Annotated in this window: 14 protein-coding genes; 13 read left to right on the forward strand and 1 reads right to left on the reverse strand. The window is 31.3% G+C overall.

Annotated features, from left to right (window positions below):
- Nucleotides 1-11 precede the first annotated feature (11 nt).
- Nucleotides 12-1,190 carry a glycine C-acetyltransferase gene (locus tag I0Q91_RS09230; protein ID WP_270454208.1) on the forward strand — a complete coding sequence of 393 codons (1,179 nt, stop codon included), beginning with the start codon at nt 12-14 and terminating at the stop codon, nt 1,188-1,190.
- Nucleotides 1,191-1,219: 29 nt separating this feature from the next.
- Here I0Q91_RS09230 and I0Q91_RS09235 read toward each other — a convergent pair whose 3' ends face one another.
- Nucleotides 1,220-1,945, reverse strand: a complete 726-nt coding sequence (locus tag I0Q91_RS09235) for an MBL fold metallo-hydrolase (protein ID WP_270454209.1) — start codon at nt 1,943-1,945, stop codon at nt 1,220-1,222.
- A gap of 129 nt (nt 1,946-2,074) precedes the next feature.
- On the opposite strand from I0Q91_RS09235, the gene ispE reads away from it, so the two are divergent.
- The 12 genes from ispE to I0Q91_RS09295 all read left to right on the forward strand — a co-directional run bounded on the left by ispE (nt 2,075) and on the right by I0Q91_RS09295 (nt 16,716).
- Nucleotides 2,075-2,938 (forward strand): 4-(cytidine 5'-diphospho)-2-C-methyl-D-erythritol kinase, encoded by an 864-nt coding sequence (gene ispE, locus I0Q91_RS09240; RefSeq protein WP_270454210.1) that lies wholly within the window; start codon nt 2,075-2,077, stop codon nt 2,936-2,938.
- Between the two features lie 30 nt (nt 2,939-2,968).
- Complete coding sequence (gene glnA / locus I0Q91_RS09245) at nt 2,969-4,300, forward strand: type I glutamate--ammonia ligase (protein ID WP_270454211.1); 1,332 nt, start codon at nt 2,969-2,971, stop codon at nt 4,298-4,300.
- Between the two features lie 32 nt (nt 4,301-4,332).
- Nucleotides 4,333-5,328, forward strand: coding sequence for an AIR synthase family protein (locus I0Q91_RS09250; RefSeq protein ID WP_270454213.1), 996 nt, complete (start codon nt 4,333-4,335; stop codon nt 5,326-5,328).
- Between the two features lie 72 nt (nt 5,329-5,400).
- Complete coding sequence (locus tag I0Q91_RS09255; protein ID WP_270454214.1) at nt 5,401-5,664, forward strand: SpoVG family protein; 264 nt, start codon at nt 5,401-5,403, stop codon at nt 5,662-5,664.
- Between the two features lie 139 nt (nt 5,665-5,803).
- Nucleotides 5,804-7,153 (forward strand): bifunctional UDP-N-acetylglucosamine diphosphorylase/glucosamine-1-phosphate N-acetyltransferase GlmU, encoded by a 1,350-nt coding sequence (gene glmU, locus I0Q91_RS09260; RefSeq protein ID WP_270454216.1) that lies wholly within the window; start codon nt 5,804-5,806, stop codon nt 7,151-7,153.
- A 25-nt stretch (nt 7,154-7,178) separates the two neighbouring features.
- On the forward strand, nt 7,179-8,126 hold the full coding sequence (locus tag I0Q91_RS09265; protein ID WP_270454217.1) for a ribose-phosphate diphosphokinase: 948 nt from the start codon (nt 7,179-7,181) through the stop codon (nt 8,124-8,126).
- A 96-nt stretch (nt 8,127-8,222) separates the two neighbouring features.
- Nucleotides 8,223-8,906, forward strand: coding sequence for a 50S ribosomal protein L25 (locus I0Q91_RS09270; protein WP_270454218.1), 684 nt, complete (start codon nt 8,223-8,225; stop codon nt 8,904-8,906).
- A gap of 65 nt (nt 8,907-8,971) precedes the next feature.
- On the forward strand, nt 8,972-9,526 hold the full coding sequence (gene pth / locus I0Q91_RS09275; RefSeq protein ID WP_270454219.1) for an aminoacyl-tRNA hydrolase: 555 nt from the start codon (nt 8,972-8,974) through the stop codon (nt 9,524-9,526).
- Nucleotides 9,527-9,602: 76 nt separating this feature from the next.
- The gene (mfd, locus tag I0Q91_RS09280; RefSeq protein WP_270454220.1) at nt 9,603-13,124 is read left to right on the forward strand and encodes a transcription-repair coupling factor; all 3,522 of its coding nucleotides are present in this window, start codon (nt 9,603-9,605) and stop codon (nt 13,122-13,124) included.
- Nucleotides 13,125-14,759, forward strand: a complete 1,635-nt coding sequence (locus I0Q91_RS09285) for a putative polysaccharide biosynthesis protein (RefSeq protein ID WP_270454221.1) — start codon at nt 13,125-13,127, stop codon at nt 14,757-14,759.
- 40 nt (nt 14,760-14,799) lie between these two features.
- Nucleotides 14,800-15,555 (forward strand): nucleoside triphosphate pyrophosphohydrolase, encoded by a 756-nt coding sequence (gene mazG, locus I0Q91_RS09290; protein ID WP_270454225.1) that lies wholly within the window; start codon nt 14,800-14,802, stop codon nt 15,553-15,555.
- A gap of 6 nt (nt 15,556-15,561) precedes the next feature.
- Nucleotides 15,562-16,716, forward strand: coding sequence for a D-alanyl-D-alanine carboxypeptidase family protein (locus tag I0Q91_RS09295; RefSeq protein WP_270454222.1), 1,155 nt, complete (start codon nt 15,562-15,564; stop codon nt 16,714-16,716).
- Nucleotides 16,717-17,017: the final 301 nt, after the last annotated feature.

The following is a 17,017-nucleotide window of genomic DNA, read 5'->3' on the forward strand; positions in this document are numbered from 1 at the left end:
AGGAGGATTTTATGAATAAAGAATTTCAAGAATATATGCAAAAAGAGTTGGTAGAATTAAAAGAAAGTGGGAATTTTAATTCAATAAGAACTTTAGAAAGTCCGCAAGGAGCCTGGGTTGAAATTGAAGGAAAAGAAAAATTGAATTTCAGCTCTAATAACTATTTAGGCCTGGCAAATCATTCAGAGTTATCTAAAGCTGCTCAGAAAGCAATTGATGAATTTGGTGTTGGACCAGGAGCAGTTAGAACTATTGCTGGTACAATGAGCCTTCATGATGATTTAGAAGAAAAGCTCGCTAATTTTAAAAAAGTTGAATCAACATTAACCTTCCAGTCGGGTTTCAATGCTAACCTGGCTGTTATTCCAGCAATTATGAGTAAAGGTGATGTTATAGTTAGTGATGAACTAAATCATGCCAGTATTATAGATGGATGTAGGCTTTCAAAAGCTGAAATAAAAGTATATAAACATGGAGATATGGAATCTTTGAGAGAAGTATTATCTGGAATTGATGCTAATAGAATTTTAATTGCTACTGATGGAGTTTTTAGCATGGATGGAGATATAGCACCATTACCAGAAATAGTTAAATTGGCTAAAGAATATAATGCAATGGTTCTAGTTGATGATGCTCATGGTGAAGGTGTATTAGGAAGTCATGGGAGAGGTATAGTAGACCATTTTGAGCTTCATGGTGAAGTTGATATTGAAGTTGGGACTTTCTCTAAAGCTTTTGGTACTGTTGGAGGTTGTATTGCAGGTAGCGAGATTTTAATTGATTATTTAAAACAAAAAGCAAGACCGTTTTTATTTAGTTCAGCAGTAACACCAGCAGATATTGCAGCAACGATAGCTGCAGTAGAGCTTTTAGAAAAGGATGATAATCTTGTTCAACAACTCTGGAATAATGCACAATTTTTCCAAGATAGCATGAAAGATTTAGGTTTTGATGTTGGTAAAACTGAGACTCCAATAACTCCAGTAATGATTGGTGATGCAGGTGAAGCAAGGAAATTTAGTGATCGATTATTTGAAGAAGGCATTTTTGCTCAGGCTCTCGGCTTTCCAACTGTTCCAAGAGGGAAGGCAAGAATAAGAGTTATGATTTCTGCAACACATGAAAAAGATGATTTGGAATTTGCTATTGATAAATTTAAAAAAATAGGGAAAGAGTTAGAAATTATATAAAAAAAGGCCCATCTGGGCCTTTTTTATATTTAAATTGAAATTTTATCACCAGCTTCTGAGAATGGCAATATATTATTTTCTTTTTCAAGATTATTATATCTATTAATAACATCATAATTGTTTTTAAAATGTAATGGAACTATATATTTAGGTTTTACAATGGAATTAAAGTAAGCCAAACCTAAATAAAAACTATCTTCTAGTCTAGGATCAAGTGCTATACAGGCAATCTCAATATTTTCTTTCTTTATTTTATTTACAGCTTCTTTAAAATCCTTTTCTTCTTTTAACTTTTCTTCTTTATTAAAACTATTCCAGTCCCACCAGTTTAAATCTCCACCATGAAAAATTCTACTATCTCCTTCTTTGACATAAATAGAGATTCCTAAATCAGTGCTTGGATAAGCTTTAATATGAAGATCGTTAGTTTTTAATTCTTCCCCATTTTTAATAAAATGAATATTATTATTTTCTTTTGTTTTATTAGAAATTTTATTTTTAAGATCTAAACTCATTATGAAATTTGTTTGATAATTGCTCAAATCCCATTGGAATATTTCCTGGTTATAATGATCTTGATGTCCGTGGCTACAATAAATATTTATATTCTTAAGTTCTTTTATATTATAAATGATGTCTGGTATGATTCCTCCAGGGTCTTTATAGTAATCAAAGATATGCATAGTTAAAGATTTTTTATTATAGATGGCTATACCACTATGGAATATATGCCATATTATATAATTTGTCTTCATTTATATCACCTCATAATAATTATAGCAATTTTAAGGTATATTCTCTAGTATAAATAATTTTATTTCTTAACTTTTTATTTGATTGATGTTATAATTATTTTTATGAGTAATGCTAGAGGAGGATGGGAATTGAAAATAATTGAATCAGCTCAAGCAAAAATAAATTTATCTTTAGCTATTGAAGGTAGATTTGATGATGGTTATCATGATTTAAATATGATAATGCAGACTGTTTCTTTAGCAGATATCCTGGAAATCGAAGAGCTTTCTGAAGGTATCTCATTAGAGATTGATCCAGATGTAGAGTTACCAGATAATCAAGATAATATTATTTGGGAAACAGCTAATAAGTTAATAGAAAAGTACCCTAAAAAAATTAAAGGCTTAAAAATTAAGTTAAAAAAAAATATTCCTATAGCGGCCGGATTGGCAGGAGGCAGTAGTAATGCAGCAGCTCTTATTAGAGGAGCTAATAGATTATTTAAACTAAAACTTAATTGGGCAGAAATGCGTAATATTGGAGCTGAAATTGGTTCTGACGTTCCTTTTTGTATAAAAGGAGGTACTGCTCATGTTAAAGGTAAGGGCGATCAAATTAAAGATTTAAATCCTCTAAAAAACTATAAAGCATTATTAATAAATCCTGGTTTTAAAGTGAGTACTGCCAAAATTTTTAATGAGTTTTCTAATGGTGATTATGAAAAATTAAACATTCCCACAGCTAAACTAGTTGAAATAATAGAATTAAATAAAAAGATTGATTGGAAAGAAGGATGGGGAAATCAATTAGAGCCAGTAACCTTTCAATTATTTCCTGAATTGAAAGAAATCAAAGAATGGTTGATTGAAAATGGAGCGGCTCATTCACAATTGTCAGGTAGTGGACCAACTATGATAGGTTTTTTTAATAAAGAAAAAAATTTAGTAAGTTTAGCGAAATCCTGGAATAGAAAAGGAAAGAGCTTTGTTGTTGATTTTACTAAAGGTTATTAATAATAAAATAAAGGGAAGGTGTTAATTTAAATGACATCAAATAAGAAGAAGAGAATATTAGAGAAGGCAGAAGCCAATGGTGTCAAGTTTGTTAGACTTCAATTTGTTGATATTTTAGGAATTATAAAGAATGTTGCTATTCCTATTGAACAACTATCAAATGCGCTTGATGGGGAAATTATGTTTGATGGTTCTTCAATAGAGGGTTTTAGTAGGATTCAAGAATCTGATATGTACTTGAGACCTGATCCTAAAACTTTTGCTATATTCCCATGGAAGTCAGGTGAGGGTTCAATAGCTCGTTTAATGTGCGATATTTATACTCCAGCAGGGAATCCATATATAGGATGTCCTAGAACCGCACTGAAAAAAGTTGAGGAAGAAGCTGAAGAGATGGGATTTTCAATGTGTGCCGGACCAGAGCCAGAGTTCTTTTTATTTAAGAAAGATGAAAATGGAAATCCTACAACTAACACAAATGATAAAGGAGGATATTTTGATTTATCTCCTGTAGATTTAGGAGAAGAAGCCAGGAGAGATATTGTTTTAGCTTTACAGAAAATGGGGTTTGAAGTCGAAGCATCTCACCATGAAGTTGCTTCAGGGCAACATGAAATTGACTTTAAATATGAACCAGCTTTACATACTGCTGATAATATAGCTACTTTTAAATTTGTAACTAAAACTATCGCCATGCAGCATGATTTACATGCTACTTTTATGCCTAAACCTATTTATGGAATAAATGGTTCAGGAATGCATATTCATCAGTCATTATTTAGAAATGGGGAAAATGCATTTTATGATCCTGAAGATCAATTAGGCTTAAGTGATATAGCTTATTATTATATAGGTGGTCTTTTAAAATATGCACCAGAATATACTGCAATAACAAATCCAACTATTAATTCTTATAAAAGATTAGTGGCGGGTTATGAAGCGCCAGTATATATATCATGGTCAGCTACTAATAGAAGTGCTCTGGCTCGAGTACCTTCTAGCCGTGGTGTGTCTACAAGGGTTGAACTAAGAAGCCCTGACCCTTCTGCTAATCCGTATTTAGCTATGGCAGTCACATTAAAAGCAGGGATTCAGGGTATAAAAGATAAGATAGATCCTGGGAGTCAAACTTTAAAAAATATATATAAAATGACTTCAGAAGAAAGAGATGAATTGGGAATAAAAAGTTTACCAGAAAATATTATGGATGCAGTTAATAGTTTAAGAGGTAGTCAGTTAATGAAAGAAACTTTAGGAAATCATATATTTGATAGATTTATCAGGGCTAAAGAAATGGAGTGGTCTGAATATAATATTCAGGTCCACGACTGGGAACTAAATAGGTATTTATTAAATTATTAATTATTGATTATTTGGGAGTGAATACTGCAATAATGGAGATTGGAAAATTATCAAGCCATAGATTAAAAGAAACTGTATTAAGTAAAATTACTAGTCATAGAGATGATATTTTAGTTGATTCAGCTATTGGCGAAGATAGTGCAATTGTAGATTTTGGAGATCAAATTTTAGCCATATCATCTGATCCTATAACTGGAGCAGGTAAAAGGGCAGGTTACCTTGCTGTTCATATTGCTTGTAATGATATAGTTGCAACAGGAGCTAAACCGATTGGATTACAGGTTGTTTTATTATTACCAGAAAAAATAACTGATAATGAAATAAAAGAAATTATGACAGAGATAGATCAAACATCAAAGGAAATAAATGTCCAGATTTTAGGAGGGCATACAGAAGTATTAAGTCATGTTGATAAGCCAATTATCATTATAACAGCAATTGGTAAAGCTGATAAGAATAATTATGTGCCAACCAGCGGAGCAAAACTTAATGATGATATTATCATCACAAAAGGTTTGGGTATTGAAGGTGCTTTTATATTAGCAAATGACTATTCAAAGGTTTTAATAGAAAAAGGTGTTAGTCAGGAAACTATTAATAAAGCCAGGTCTTATGATAAATATTTAAGTGTATTAAAAGAGGGGCTTAAATCTGCTGAAATAGGAGTAAATTCTATGCATGATATTACAGAAGGAGGCTTGATCGGGGCTTTAGATGAGGTGAGTAGAGCTTCAGGATTAGGCTTTCAGATTAATATCAATAAGGGGGCTATACCAGATGTTGTATCTGAAATAACTGGCAAATTAAATATAGATCCATACTCATTAATATCGTCTGGAAGTTTACTAATAACTACAAATAAATCTGATGAATTAATAGAAGCATTAAATGATATTGGCATAGAATCATATAAAATAGGAAAAATGATTAAGAACCGGAGGATCATTAATAATGGTAAAGAATTAAAAGATATAAATTGGGATGGTAAGGACTCCCTCTGGAAATTTATTGAACAAAATAAAAAATAATACTTGACTCCCTCTTTAAATCAGTGTATAATATTGTTATTAATTTACAAAAAAATCAAAGGAGGGGGCAAAATGGAAATTACTGATGTTAGGATTTATCCTGTTAAAGCAGATGGGAAGTTTAAAGCCTTTGCTTCAATAACTTTAGAGGATAAATTAGTTATCAGAGGGTTAAGGGTTGTTGAAGGCAGGAATGGTTTTTTTGTTGCAATGCCCAGCAGGAAGTTTAAAGATGAATACTATGATGTTTGCTTTCCAATTACCAGTGAATTAAAAGATGATATTTCTAAAAAAGTTATGAATAAGTATGAAGATTCATTAAAAGACGCAGTATAGTTTATTTTATAATTATTTGTAATAATAGGCCGGTTTTTTTACCGGCCTGTTATTATTTATATTAAAATTTGACAAATGTTAATTCTTCTGTTATACTTCATACGATTAAGAGTTGAGATTTATATATAGGGGGATTATGATGGAGGATACTTTAATAATAATTTTAGCTGCTGGAATGGGAACAAGAATGAACTCTGATAAAATTAAAGTTTTACATAAAATAGCTGGTAAGCCAATGATTAATTATGTTTTAGATGAAGCATATAAAATATCAAATAAAGTTGTTTGTGTAATTGGGCATCAATCAGATAGAGTTAAAAAAGAATTGAGCTCTTATAAAAAGTTGAACTTTGTATATCAAAAAGACCAATTAGGAACTGGTCATGCTGTCATGCAGGCAAAAAAATATATTGAAAAACATAATGGTCCTGTCTTAATTCTTTATGGAGATACACCTCTATTGAGAAATGAAACTTTAGAGTCTTTAATAAATAAACATATTAAATACTCTGCAGGTATGACAGTTCTAACGTCTTATTTAGAAAACCCCACAGGATATGGTAGGATAATAAAAGATGAAGAAGGACAATTGATTGATATTGTTGAAGAACAGGATGCTGATTTACAAATAAAAAGAATTAATGAAATTAATACTGGTTTATATTGTTTTTCACCTAATTTATTAGCAGATGCTCTTGAAAATTTAGATAATGATAATAATCAGGGAGAATATTATCTTCCTGACGTAATGGAACATATAAAAAATAGCAATAAAATAATTACAGAATCTGCAAATTCTGAAGAAATATTAGGTGTAAATACTCGAGAAGATTTAGCAGCTGCGGCAGGAATTATTCGGCAGAGAATAAATAATAAACATATGGAAAATGGAGTAACTTTATTAGATCCTGAATCGACTTATATTGAGGAAAATGTTGAAATAGATAAAGATGTTGTTATATATCCTAATACTCATATAAAATCTGGAACTGTAATAAAAAAAGATGTAATAATTGAATCAAATTGTTTTATAGAAAAATCAAGTATTTCAAATCATGTTAAAGTAAAGCATGGTAGTGTGATTTTAGAATCTTCAATTGACAAAAATACTAATATTGGACCATATGCTTATTTACGTCCTCAAACAAAAATTGGTTCAGATTGTAGAATAGGAAATTTTGTAGAGTTAAAGAAATCATCGGTAGATGATGAAAGTAAAGTTCCACATTTAAGTTATGTTGGAAATGCAACAATAGGAAAAAAATGTAATATTGGTGCCGGGACTATATTTGCTAATTATGACGGAGTTAATAAGCATGAAACTGTTTTAGGTGATAATGTTTTTATCGGGAGCAATACAACTTTAGTAGCTCCTGTTAAATTAGAAGATAGAGCTAAAACAGGAGCTGGATCTGTTGTTACAAGAAATGTTGAAAGTGATTCTATAGTTTTAGGAGTTCCTGCTCGTTTATATAAAAAAGATAGTTAAGATCATGCAATAAGGAGATGAAGTTATGGCTGCATATGGTGACAAAATGAAAATATTTACCGGGAATTGCCACCCTGAATTGGCAAAAGATATTTGTAGTTATCTTGGTACTGAGTTAGTTTCATCAGAAATAGGGCGATTTAAAGACGGTGAGATATCAGTGAAAATTGAAGAAACTGTAAGAGGTGCTGACGTCTTTGTCATACAGCCGACCAGTCCGCCTGTTAATGAAAACATAATGGAACTTTTAGTTATGATTGATGCTTTAAGAAGAGCTTCAGCTAGAAGAATTACAACTGTTATACCATATTATGGTTATGCGCGTCAGGACCGTAAGGCTCAACCAAGGGATCCAATTACAGCAAAATTAGTTGCAAACTTACTTCATACTGCTGGGGCCCGGAGGATTTTATCAATTGATTTACATGCCCCTCAGATACAAGGTTTTTTTGATATTCCAGTTGATCACTTATATGCTTCGCCTATAATGATTGATTATTTTAAAACAAAAAACTTAGATAATTTTACTGCTGTTGCCCCTGACGTTGGTTCAGTTAAGAGGGTTAGAACATTTGCAAAACAGTTAGATATTCCAATGGCTATTATTGATAAAAGAAGACCTAAAGCAAATGTTGCAGAGGTCATGAATATAATTGGAGATATAGAAGGTCAAAATGTTATACTATTTGATGATATTATTGATACTGCTGGTACAATGACAGCAGCGGCTTCTGCTTTAAAAGAAAAAGGAGCAAATGATGTATTTGCTTGTGGCACGCATGCTCTGTTTTCTGGACCTGCAATGAATAGATTGGCCAAAGCTCCTTTTGAAGAGATAGTTGTTACTAATTCTATTCCACAGGATAACCACAAGAAATTAGAAAATCTTAAAGTTTTATCAATCGCTCCATTACTTGGTGAGGCAATTGATAGAATATTCAAAGATGTTTCAGTAAGTGTTTTATTTAAGTAACTATTGCTCATATGTTAGATTAATGTTATAATATTATATGGTTTGAATTGGCAAGCTAAAAATTATATATAGAATATATCAAGGAGAGGATATTTTATGGAAAGGTTTCAGCTAGAGGCAGAAGCCAGAGAAAAAACTGGAAAAAGTATTGCACGTAAATTAAGAAGAGAAGGTAAAATACCTGGAGTTGTTTATGGAAGAGAGCGTAATCCCCAACCTTTAATTGTTGATCCGTTAAAGTTAAAAGGAAAATTAGACGCTAATGCTATTGTTGATCTAACAATTAAAGATGATGGAGAGAAATCAACTGAAACAGTAATGATTAAAGATTATCAAAAACATGTTATTAAAAATGAATTATTACATGTTGATTTTCATCATATTTCAATGGATGAAACAATCACTGTCACTATTCCTATTGAAACTGTTGGTAAAGCTTATGGAGTACAAGAAGGTGGAGTCTTACAACAGTTAATGCGTGAGGTGGAAATTGAATGTCTTCCAACTGATATTCCAGATAAATTTGAGCTGGATATCACTGAGTTAGATGTTGGAGATTCTTTACAGGTTAGTGATTTAGAAGTTGGAGATGAAATTGATTTGGTCAGTGCATTAGATGACGTTATTGTAACTGTTGTTACTCCAAGTGAAGAGATTACAGAAGAAGTCGAAGAAGAACTTCTTGATGTTGAGGGACTAGAGCCTGAAGTCATTGGTGAAGAAACAGAAGAAGTTGAAGAAGAATTAGAGGGCGAAGAAGAGGAAGAAAAGTCTGAGTAAAGTATAAAGCGTAATCCTATTCTGGATTGCGCTTTCAATATTTTATTTTTTGGATGGTGCATCAAATGAAATTGATTGTTGGTTTAGGTAATCCAGGTTCTAAATACAAAGGTACCCGACATAATATAGGATTTAATATTATTAAAAAGTTAGCTGATATGCATGACTTTTTTTCAACACAAAGATGTGATTCAATTATTGGTGAAGGAAAGATCCGAGGTCAAGAAGTTGTTTTAGCACAACCTTTAACTTATATGAATAGAAGCGGTAAAGCTGTTAATTGTCTGGTGCGTAAATATAATTTAGATTTAAAAGACTTATTAATCGTTTATGATGACTTGAATTTAGATGTTGGAAGAATTAGATTAAAAACTTCTGGAAGCAGTGGAGGCCATAATGGTTTAAAATCAATAATAAATCATTTGTCTAGCAACCAATTTCCAAGATTGAAAATTGGTATAGGAAGGCCTGAACCTGGTTTTAATATAGCTGAATATGTTTTAGATAGATTTAAACCAGAGGAAAGAGAAGTAATAGAAGAAGCAATTGAAGTTGCTGTTAAAGCAGTAATGATATATATAGAATCTGGACCAGAGGCGGCAATGAATAAATTTAATTAATTATTAAATGGCCCGTACTAATTAGTAGGGGTCTTTTTACTATTTGTTTAAGATATAACTTATTGGAGGAATAGATGTGGAGATTTTATATGACCCAAATAATGAAAAAATAAGCAATCTAAAAGAGCTTATTATGAATAAGAAAAATATTAAAGTAGCAGGATTGAAAGGTGCTAAGTTATCTCTAGTTATTTCCTCAATAGTGGATAATATTAAAAGTGATTTATTGATTATTACTAAGAGTAATTATAGGGCGAATGAAATATATGAAGATTTATTAAGGTTATTACCAACAGATAAAGTTTTATATTTTCCTGAAAAAGATATATTACCTCATGAAGATATTGAAATTCCAAGCTGGCAAAGGAAAAAAAGATTGCAGGTTTTAAATTCTTCCCATAATAAAAAGTCCCAGATAATCGTTATACCTATACAGGCTGTTTTTGAAGCACATGTTCCTTACTGGCGCTGGAATGAATTTGTGATTGAACTGAGCTTAGGAGAAACTTTTGAATTGGAGAGTTTAACATCTTTATTAATAGAGGCTAGTTATAATAGAACGGATAGAGTAGAAAATATTGGAGAATTCAGTTTAAGGGGAGGAATCTTAGATGTTTTCCCTCCAGGAGAAAAATCACCATTTAGAGTAGAATTTTTCGGGGATGAAATAGATTCTATAAGAAAGTTTTCAATAAATGATCAAAAATCTTTAGAAAAAGTAAACAGTTTTAATATTTCGCCTGCCTCAGAAGTTATTTTACCGGAAGATTTTGATAGTAGGTCTAAGAGTATTTTAGCAAGTTTTAAAAAGAAGATCACAAGCCTAAATAGTAGGAATTCTGATGAGATCAAAAATAAAATAGAAGCTAAAAGAGATGGGTTTTTAAGGGCAAAAGAAAATAAAAATTTAGTATCTCTTAAAGAATATATGCCATTTCTTTATAACAAGCTTTCAACTGTATTTGATTACTTTAAGGATAACTCTTCTATCATTTTGGAAGATATTGGTCAAATTGAAAAAATCATAAAAAGATATCATGAGAATATAAAAGAGGAATATATAGATTTATTGAATAAGGGAGAGGTTTTAGACTACTATTATGAAAATTTTTGGTCGCCTAATGATATAAATAGACAAATATGGTCATATCATCATATTGATTTGCAAAATGATTATGGTCCAACTGATAAAATAGACATTGAGTTTACCTATGAAGGTATTGAAAGCTTTCAATCTAGATTGAATTTATTCAAGAAAAAAGTAAAAGCATTACTAGAAGAGGATTATAATATTCTTATAACTGTTTCCAGTAATAAGAATAGAGATACAATAAGAAATTTATTTTCAGAGGATGAATTTATTTTAATAAAAGAAAACAAAAATCTTATATTAGAGTCTGGGGTAAATATTTTAATTGGTGATTTATCTTTTGGCTTTAAATCGAAAGACTTAAAAATGGTCTTATTTACTGAAAGTGAAATTTTTGGTCATAAAAAGAGAAAGAAATTAAAACTTGAAGATATACAACCAGGTGAGAAAATAAATACTTTTACAGACTTAGATAAAGGAGATTATATAGTTCATGAGAATCATGGAATCGGAAAATTTTTAGGCATTAAAACTCTCGAAATTCAAAATTCAAAACAGGATTATTTATTACTCAAATATGCTGGTAATGATAAATTATATGTACCTACAGAAAAAATCGATCTAGTTCAAAAGTATATTGGTGGAGAAAATACACAACCTAAATTGTATAAGTTAGGTGGGAATGATTGGCAAAAGACCAAGGAAAAAGTCAAAGCATCAGTAAAAGAATTGGCTGTAGACTTAATAGATTTATATGCTAAAAGAGAAAAAATAACAGGTTATGCTTTTAGCGAAGATACAACCTGGCAAAAAGAATTTGAAGATAGATTTCCTTATGAGGAAACTCCTGACCAAGCAAAAGCAATTCATGAAGTTAAAAAGGATATGGAAAGCCCTTACCCTATGGATAGATTATTATGTGGTGATGTTGGGTATGGGAAAACTGAAGTAGCAATAAGAGCAGCTTTTAAAGCTGGAATAGATGGAAAACAAACTGCTGTGCTTGTACCTACTACGATTCTTGCTCAGCAACATTTTAAAACTTTTCAAGAAAGAATAGCAGACTTTCCTATAAATATTGCGATGATTAGTAGATTTAGGAGTAAAGCTGAACAAAAAATAATTAAACAAAAATTAAAAAGTGGTAGAGTTGATATAGTTATTGGAACACATAGGTTATTGTCTAAGGATATTAAATTTAATGATCTAGGCTTATTAATAATTGATGAAGAACAAAGATTTGGGGTCAATCATAAAGAAAAATTAAAAGATATGAAGAAGAAAATTGATGTTCTGGCTATGACAGCAACACCAATTCCTAGAACTTTGCATATGTCTCTTTCTGGTGTTAGAGATATGAGTTTAATTGAAACCCCTCCGGAAAATCGTTACCCGGTTAAAACATATATTAAAGAATTTAGTAGAAGTTTGATTAGAGATGCTATTAAAAGGGAAATAAATAGATCTGGTCAAGTATATTTCGTTCATAACAGAATTGAGGATATAGAAAAATATGCAAATATAATTAGAGAAGAGGTTCCTGAAGCCAAAGTTGCTATTGGACATGGACAAATGTCAGAAAATAATCTTGAAAATTTAATGTATGATTTTTATGAACACAATTATGATGTTTTAGTTTGCACCACTATTATAGAAAATGGTCTTGATATACCAAATGTAAATTCAATAATAGTGAATCAAGCAGAAAATTTCGGGTTAGCACAACTTTATCAGATTAGGGGGAGAGTCGGTCGTTCAGACAAAGTTGCATATGCTTATATGCTATATGAAAAAGATAGGATTCTACCTGAACTCGCCGATAAGAGGTTGCAGGCTATAAAAGAATTTTCTAGTTTAGGATCTGGCTTTAAAATCGCTATGAGAGACATGGAAATTAGAGGTACTGGGAATCTGTTAGGTGCTGAACAACATGGTCATATTGCAAGTATTGGTTACTCTTTATATTGTAAATTACTTGATAAAGCTGTGCAGGAATTAAAGGGTGGTACAGAGAATGATATTATAGAACCAGAAATCAAATTGGATATTAACGCTTTTATACCAGATAAATATATTAACTCAGAAAATTTAAAAATAGAATTTTATCAAAGAATAAAGAAATTAAAATCTGAAGAGGAATATTCAGAATTGCTAGAAGAACTCATTGATAGGTTTGGTGATGTACCTGATTCATTATTGAATTTATTATATATAAATAAACTCAAAAATATTGCTAGTAATCTAAATATAATTAAAATAATAGAAGAAAGTAAAAGCATTAACTTTGTTTTTAAAGATAAAACTTCTATTGAAAGAGATGCAATTTTAAAATTGATTAAAGATTATTCTAGACAGATTAATATTAATTCAAGAGAAAAACCTATAATTAAATTGAAAAAATCAAAACAATTTAAACAAAATGATTACAAAATAGTAAAAAGTTTAATTAATTTTTTAAGAGATTTAGAAAGGTACCAAACTTATTTAAATTCTAGCTTTAAGGAATAGGTGGTTGTTTTGTCTAGTAAAAAAAAGAATAATTTTGTTATTGGAGCAGCTATATTAAGCGGAGCTGGTATTCTTTCTAGGGTAATGGGATTAGGATATAGAGTAGTATTGATTAGGTTGATAGGCGCAGAGGGTATGGGGATTTATCAAATGGCATATCCTCTGTATACTATAATGCTAGTTGTTTCTAGATCAGGTATTCCTGTTGCTTTGGCAAAAATGGTTGCAGGACGTTTGGCAAAAGGGAAAAATAAAGACGCCTATAGAATTTTTACTATAGCCAGGGTATTGAGTGTGATAATTGGCCTTTTATCCTCTATTACTATGGCTCTACTAGCAGGACCATTAATCTCAATACTGAAATTAGATCCTAGAGCTTATCATGCTATTCTGGCAATTTCTCCTGCTGTTTTTATAGTCTCTGTTATGGCTAGTTACAGAGGATTTTTTCAAGGGATGCAGGATATGAAGCCAACGGCTTTTTCTCAATTACTGGAACAATTTATTAGAACTATCACTATGATTTTGCTAGCTTACTTGTTACTACCAATTGGATTAAATTATGCTGCTGCAGGTGCTTCTTTTGGAGCAGTTACTGGTGCAATAGCTGGACTAATAGCACTAATATATATATACTTTAAAAGAAGAAGTTTAATTTTTGATTTTTTTAATGAAGGCAATGAGTTAACTGAATATAAAGCAAAACCTATCGCTATAGAATTAACTAAATTAGCTATACCGATCACAATTGGGGCTTTAGTGCAACCTTTAATGTCACTGGTTGACTGGATATTTGTCCCACAGAGGTTACAATCTGCAGGTTTCATAATGGGAGAAGTGACAACTTTATATGGAAGATTGACTACTGTTGCCATGCCTTTAGTTCAATTTCCAACAGTTATTACTGTTTCACTTGCGACAAGTTTGGTGCCTGCTATTTCTGAAGCATTTGAACTTGAAAATCAAAGGTTAATTTATCATAGAACAACTACAGCAATAAGGCTTACATATATGCTAGGTTTGCCAGCTGCTATTGGAATGTTTGTTCTTTCAGGGCAATTGACTGATATTATTTATAATGAACCACAGGCTGCAAGTATATTAGCTGTAGTAAGTTGGGGTGTTTTGTTTATTACTCTCCAACAAACATCTTCTGCAATTTTACAAGGAGTTGGCAGAACAGATTTGCCGGCTAAAAACCTATTTATTGGAGCAGGATTTAATGCTATAATAAACTATACATTAACTGGCCTTCCAGCATTTAATATTCATGGGGCAGCATTAGGTACAGTTATTGGTTTTGCAGTTGCTGCCTTTTTGAACTTAAGATCTGTATATAGTGAGTTGGGATTTTTGTTTGGAGATAAAAGAAGGTTCATTTATCCATCTATTGTCGCTTTATTGATGGGAGTTATAACTTATATATCAAAGGGAATATTAGTAAATGTATTTTTAATAGAAGGCTTTGTAATGGAATTCGCTTTTTTAATTTTATTAGTTTTAATTGGGATATTAAGTTATTTTATTCTATTAATATACGCAGGAGAGATAGGCTACGATGAATTAAAATTCATTCCTAAAATCGGAACAAAAATAGCTATAAAGCTAAAAGAATGGGGAGTGATCGATTATTAATAAGAACGAATTAGGTGAACAAATTTTAAAATCGATAAATATTTTTGCAGATTTAAGAGGGGAAGAGGGATGCCCCTGGGATAAAAAGCAGAGCCTTAAGTCATTAAAAAAATATTTAATTGAAGAAACATATGAAGTTATAGAAGCGATTGATGAAGATGATTATGATTCTTTGAAAAAAGAATTAGGAGATTTATTATTACAGGTCATTTTTCAATCTAGAATTATGGAAGAACAGGGGGAATTCGATTTTTTGGATGTTATAAAGAATTTAAATGATAAGCTGATCAGGAGACATCCCCACGTTTTTGGAGAAGACAGTGTTGAAAATTCTAATGATGTTAAAATAATTTGGGATAAAATCAAAAAAGAAGAAGGTGAACTAAATAATCAAAGTAAAATAGAAGTTTTGAATTATAATAGAAGTCAACCTGCTTTATTACAAGCGCATGAATTGCAAACAAATGCTTCAGAAGTTGGTTTTGACTGGGAAAAGATTGATCCAGTTTTTGAAAAGATTGAAGAAGAATTATCAGAAATTAAAGAGGCATTAAAGTTAAAAGATAATGAAGCTGCATCTGATGAATTAGGAGATTTGCTCTTTGCGGTTGTTAATCTTTCAAGATTTATTGATTCAAATCCAGAAGAGGCTTTACTTGGAACAATTAATCGATTTATTAAGAGGTTTAAGTATATTGAAAAGAAAGCTGTTGAGAGTGAACTAGATATAGAAAATATGGGAATAACAGAATTAGAAAAGTTATGGCAAGAAGCTAAACTTAAAATGAGGAGATGACAGAACTTGAAAAGAAAATCAACAATAATATTGTTTTTAGTTTTAACTATGGTATTTTCATTGAACCTAGCAAATGTTTATGGTTTTGATCTTGGGGCTTATTCTGCTATATTAATTGAAGCTGAAACTGGTCAGGTATTATATGAGCATAATGCAGATGAAGAATTACCCCCAGCAAGCATAACTAAAACTATGGCTATGCTTATTGCAATGGAGGCAATTGAATCAGGGGAGGTTTCACTTGAAGATACTGTAACAGTTAGTAGGTATGCTGAATCTATGGGAGGCTCTCAAATTTTCCTAGACGCGGGCACAGAATTAACTATTGAGGATTTATTAAAAGCAGTTACAGTTGCTTCAGCTAATGATGCAAGTGTGGCTTTGGCTGAAGGAATTTCAGGCTCATATTATTCATTTGTAGATAAAATGAATGAGAGAGCCAAAGAATTAAAAATGGAAAATACAAATTTTCGAAATACAACAGGATTGCCTGAGGCAGAGCATTATACAACTGCTAGAGATATAACAAAAATGTCGCAAAAAGTTATTAAATACCCTGAAATAAGAGAATGGGGCCAGATTTGGGTTGATTATATAGATCTTCCAAATAGGCAGGCTATGTTAACTAATACAAATAGGCTTATTTTGAATTATCAAGGTATGGATGGTATCAAAACAGGCCATACTTCTGAAGCAGGTTATGGATTAGCATCTTCAGCTGTTCGAGATGATATGAGATTGATTTCTGTAGTGTTAAAAGCAGAATCAGAATCTGAAAGACAGGAGCTTACGACCAGACTTTTAGATTATGGATTTAATAATTTTCGCCAACAAACTTTGATATCAGATGATGAGGCCATCCATAATGTTGAGATTCCAGGAAGTAGAAATGGAACAGCTTCTGTTAGGGTTGCCCAAGATTTGAATGTTGTTATTCCTAGGAATGATGACTATGAAACAGAATTGAATTATTATATAGAAGAAGAATATGATTTTCCAATTTTAGAAGGAGAAACTGTTGGAGAAGTCGGTGTTAAAATGAATGGGCAAGAAATTTCAAGAAAAGAAATAGTTGCTGCAGAAGAAATTAATAGAGCAAATATATTTACTAGATTATTTAGAGGTGCAGCAAATACAGTTAGAGATTTTATTAATAGATAAACATTAATTATTTTTTAGTTTACTATATTAAAAGTAGAGCCAGATTTCTGGCTCTACTTAATACTAAAAAATTCGAGAAAAGTCTTGACAGAGAAGCAGGCAGATGTTAGTATAATACTTGTCGCGTGAAAAAAGAGTAATTGAGTTGAAAAAGTTTTAAAAAAGACTTGACGAAAAGCGGCAGAGATGATATGATAATAATCGTCGCCTGAGAGAAAAGGCGACAGAAAAGAACCTTGAAAAATGGATAGCAACCAGCCGAGAAAGATAGGCGGAAACCCGGAAAGTTGATGTAAGAGTT

Origin of the sequence: Halonatronomonas betaini (assembly GCF_015666175.1) — a bacterium.
GTDB classification, from domain to species: Bacteria; Bacillota; Halanaerobiia; order Halanaerobiales; family Halarsenatibacteraceae; genus Halonatronomonas; species Halonatronomonas betaini.

Coding starts and splice junctions, on each gene's coding strand:
- I0Q91_RS09265 (WP_270454217.1), top strand. CDS start 7,179: ATGGCTGCATATGGTGACAAAATGAAAATATTTACCGGGAATTGCCAC.
- I0Q91_RS09230 (WP_270454208.1), top strand. CDS start 12: ATGAATAAAGAATTTCAAGAATATATGCAAAAAGAGTTGGTAGAATTA.
- glmU (WP_270454216.1), top strand. CDS start 5,804: ATGGAGGATACTTTAATAATAATTTTAGCTGCTGGAATGGGAACAAGA.
- I0Q91_RS09250 (WP_270454213.1), top strand. CDS start 4,333: ATGGAGATTGGAAAATTATCAAGCCATAGATTAAAAGAAACTGTATTA.
- glnA (WP_270454211.1), top strand. CDS start 2,969: ATGACATCAAATAAGAAGAAGAGAATATTAGAGAAGGCAGAAGCCAAT.
- I0Q91_RS09235 (WP_270454209.1), bottom strand. CDS start 1,945: ATGAAGACAAATTATATAATATGGCATATATTCCATAGTGGTATAGCC.
- pth (WP_270454219.1), top strand. CDS start 8,972: ATGAAATTGATTGTTGGTTTAGGTAATCCAGGTTCTAAATACAAAGGT.
- I0Q91_RS09255 (WP_270454214.1), top strand. CDS start 5,401: ATGGAAATTACTGATGTTAGGATTTATCCTGTTAAAGCAGATGGGAAG.
- I0Q91_RS09270 (WP_270454218.1), top strand. CDS start 8,223: ATGGAAAGGTTTCAGCTAGAGGCAGAAGCCAGAGAAAAAACTGGAAAA.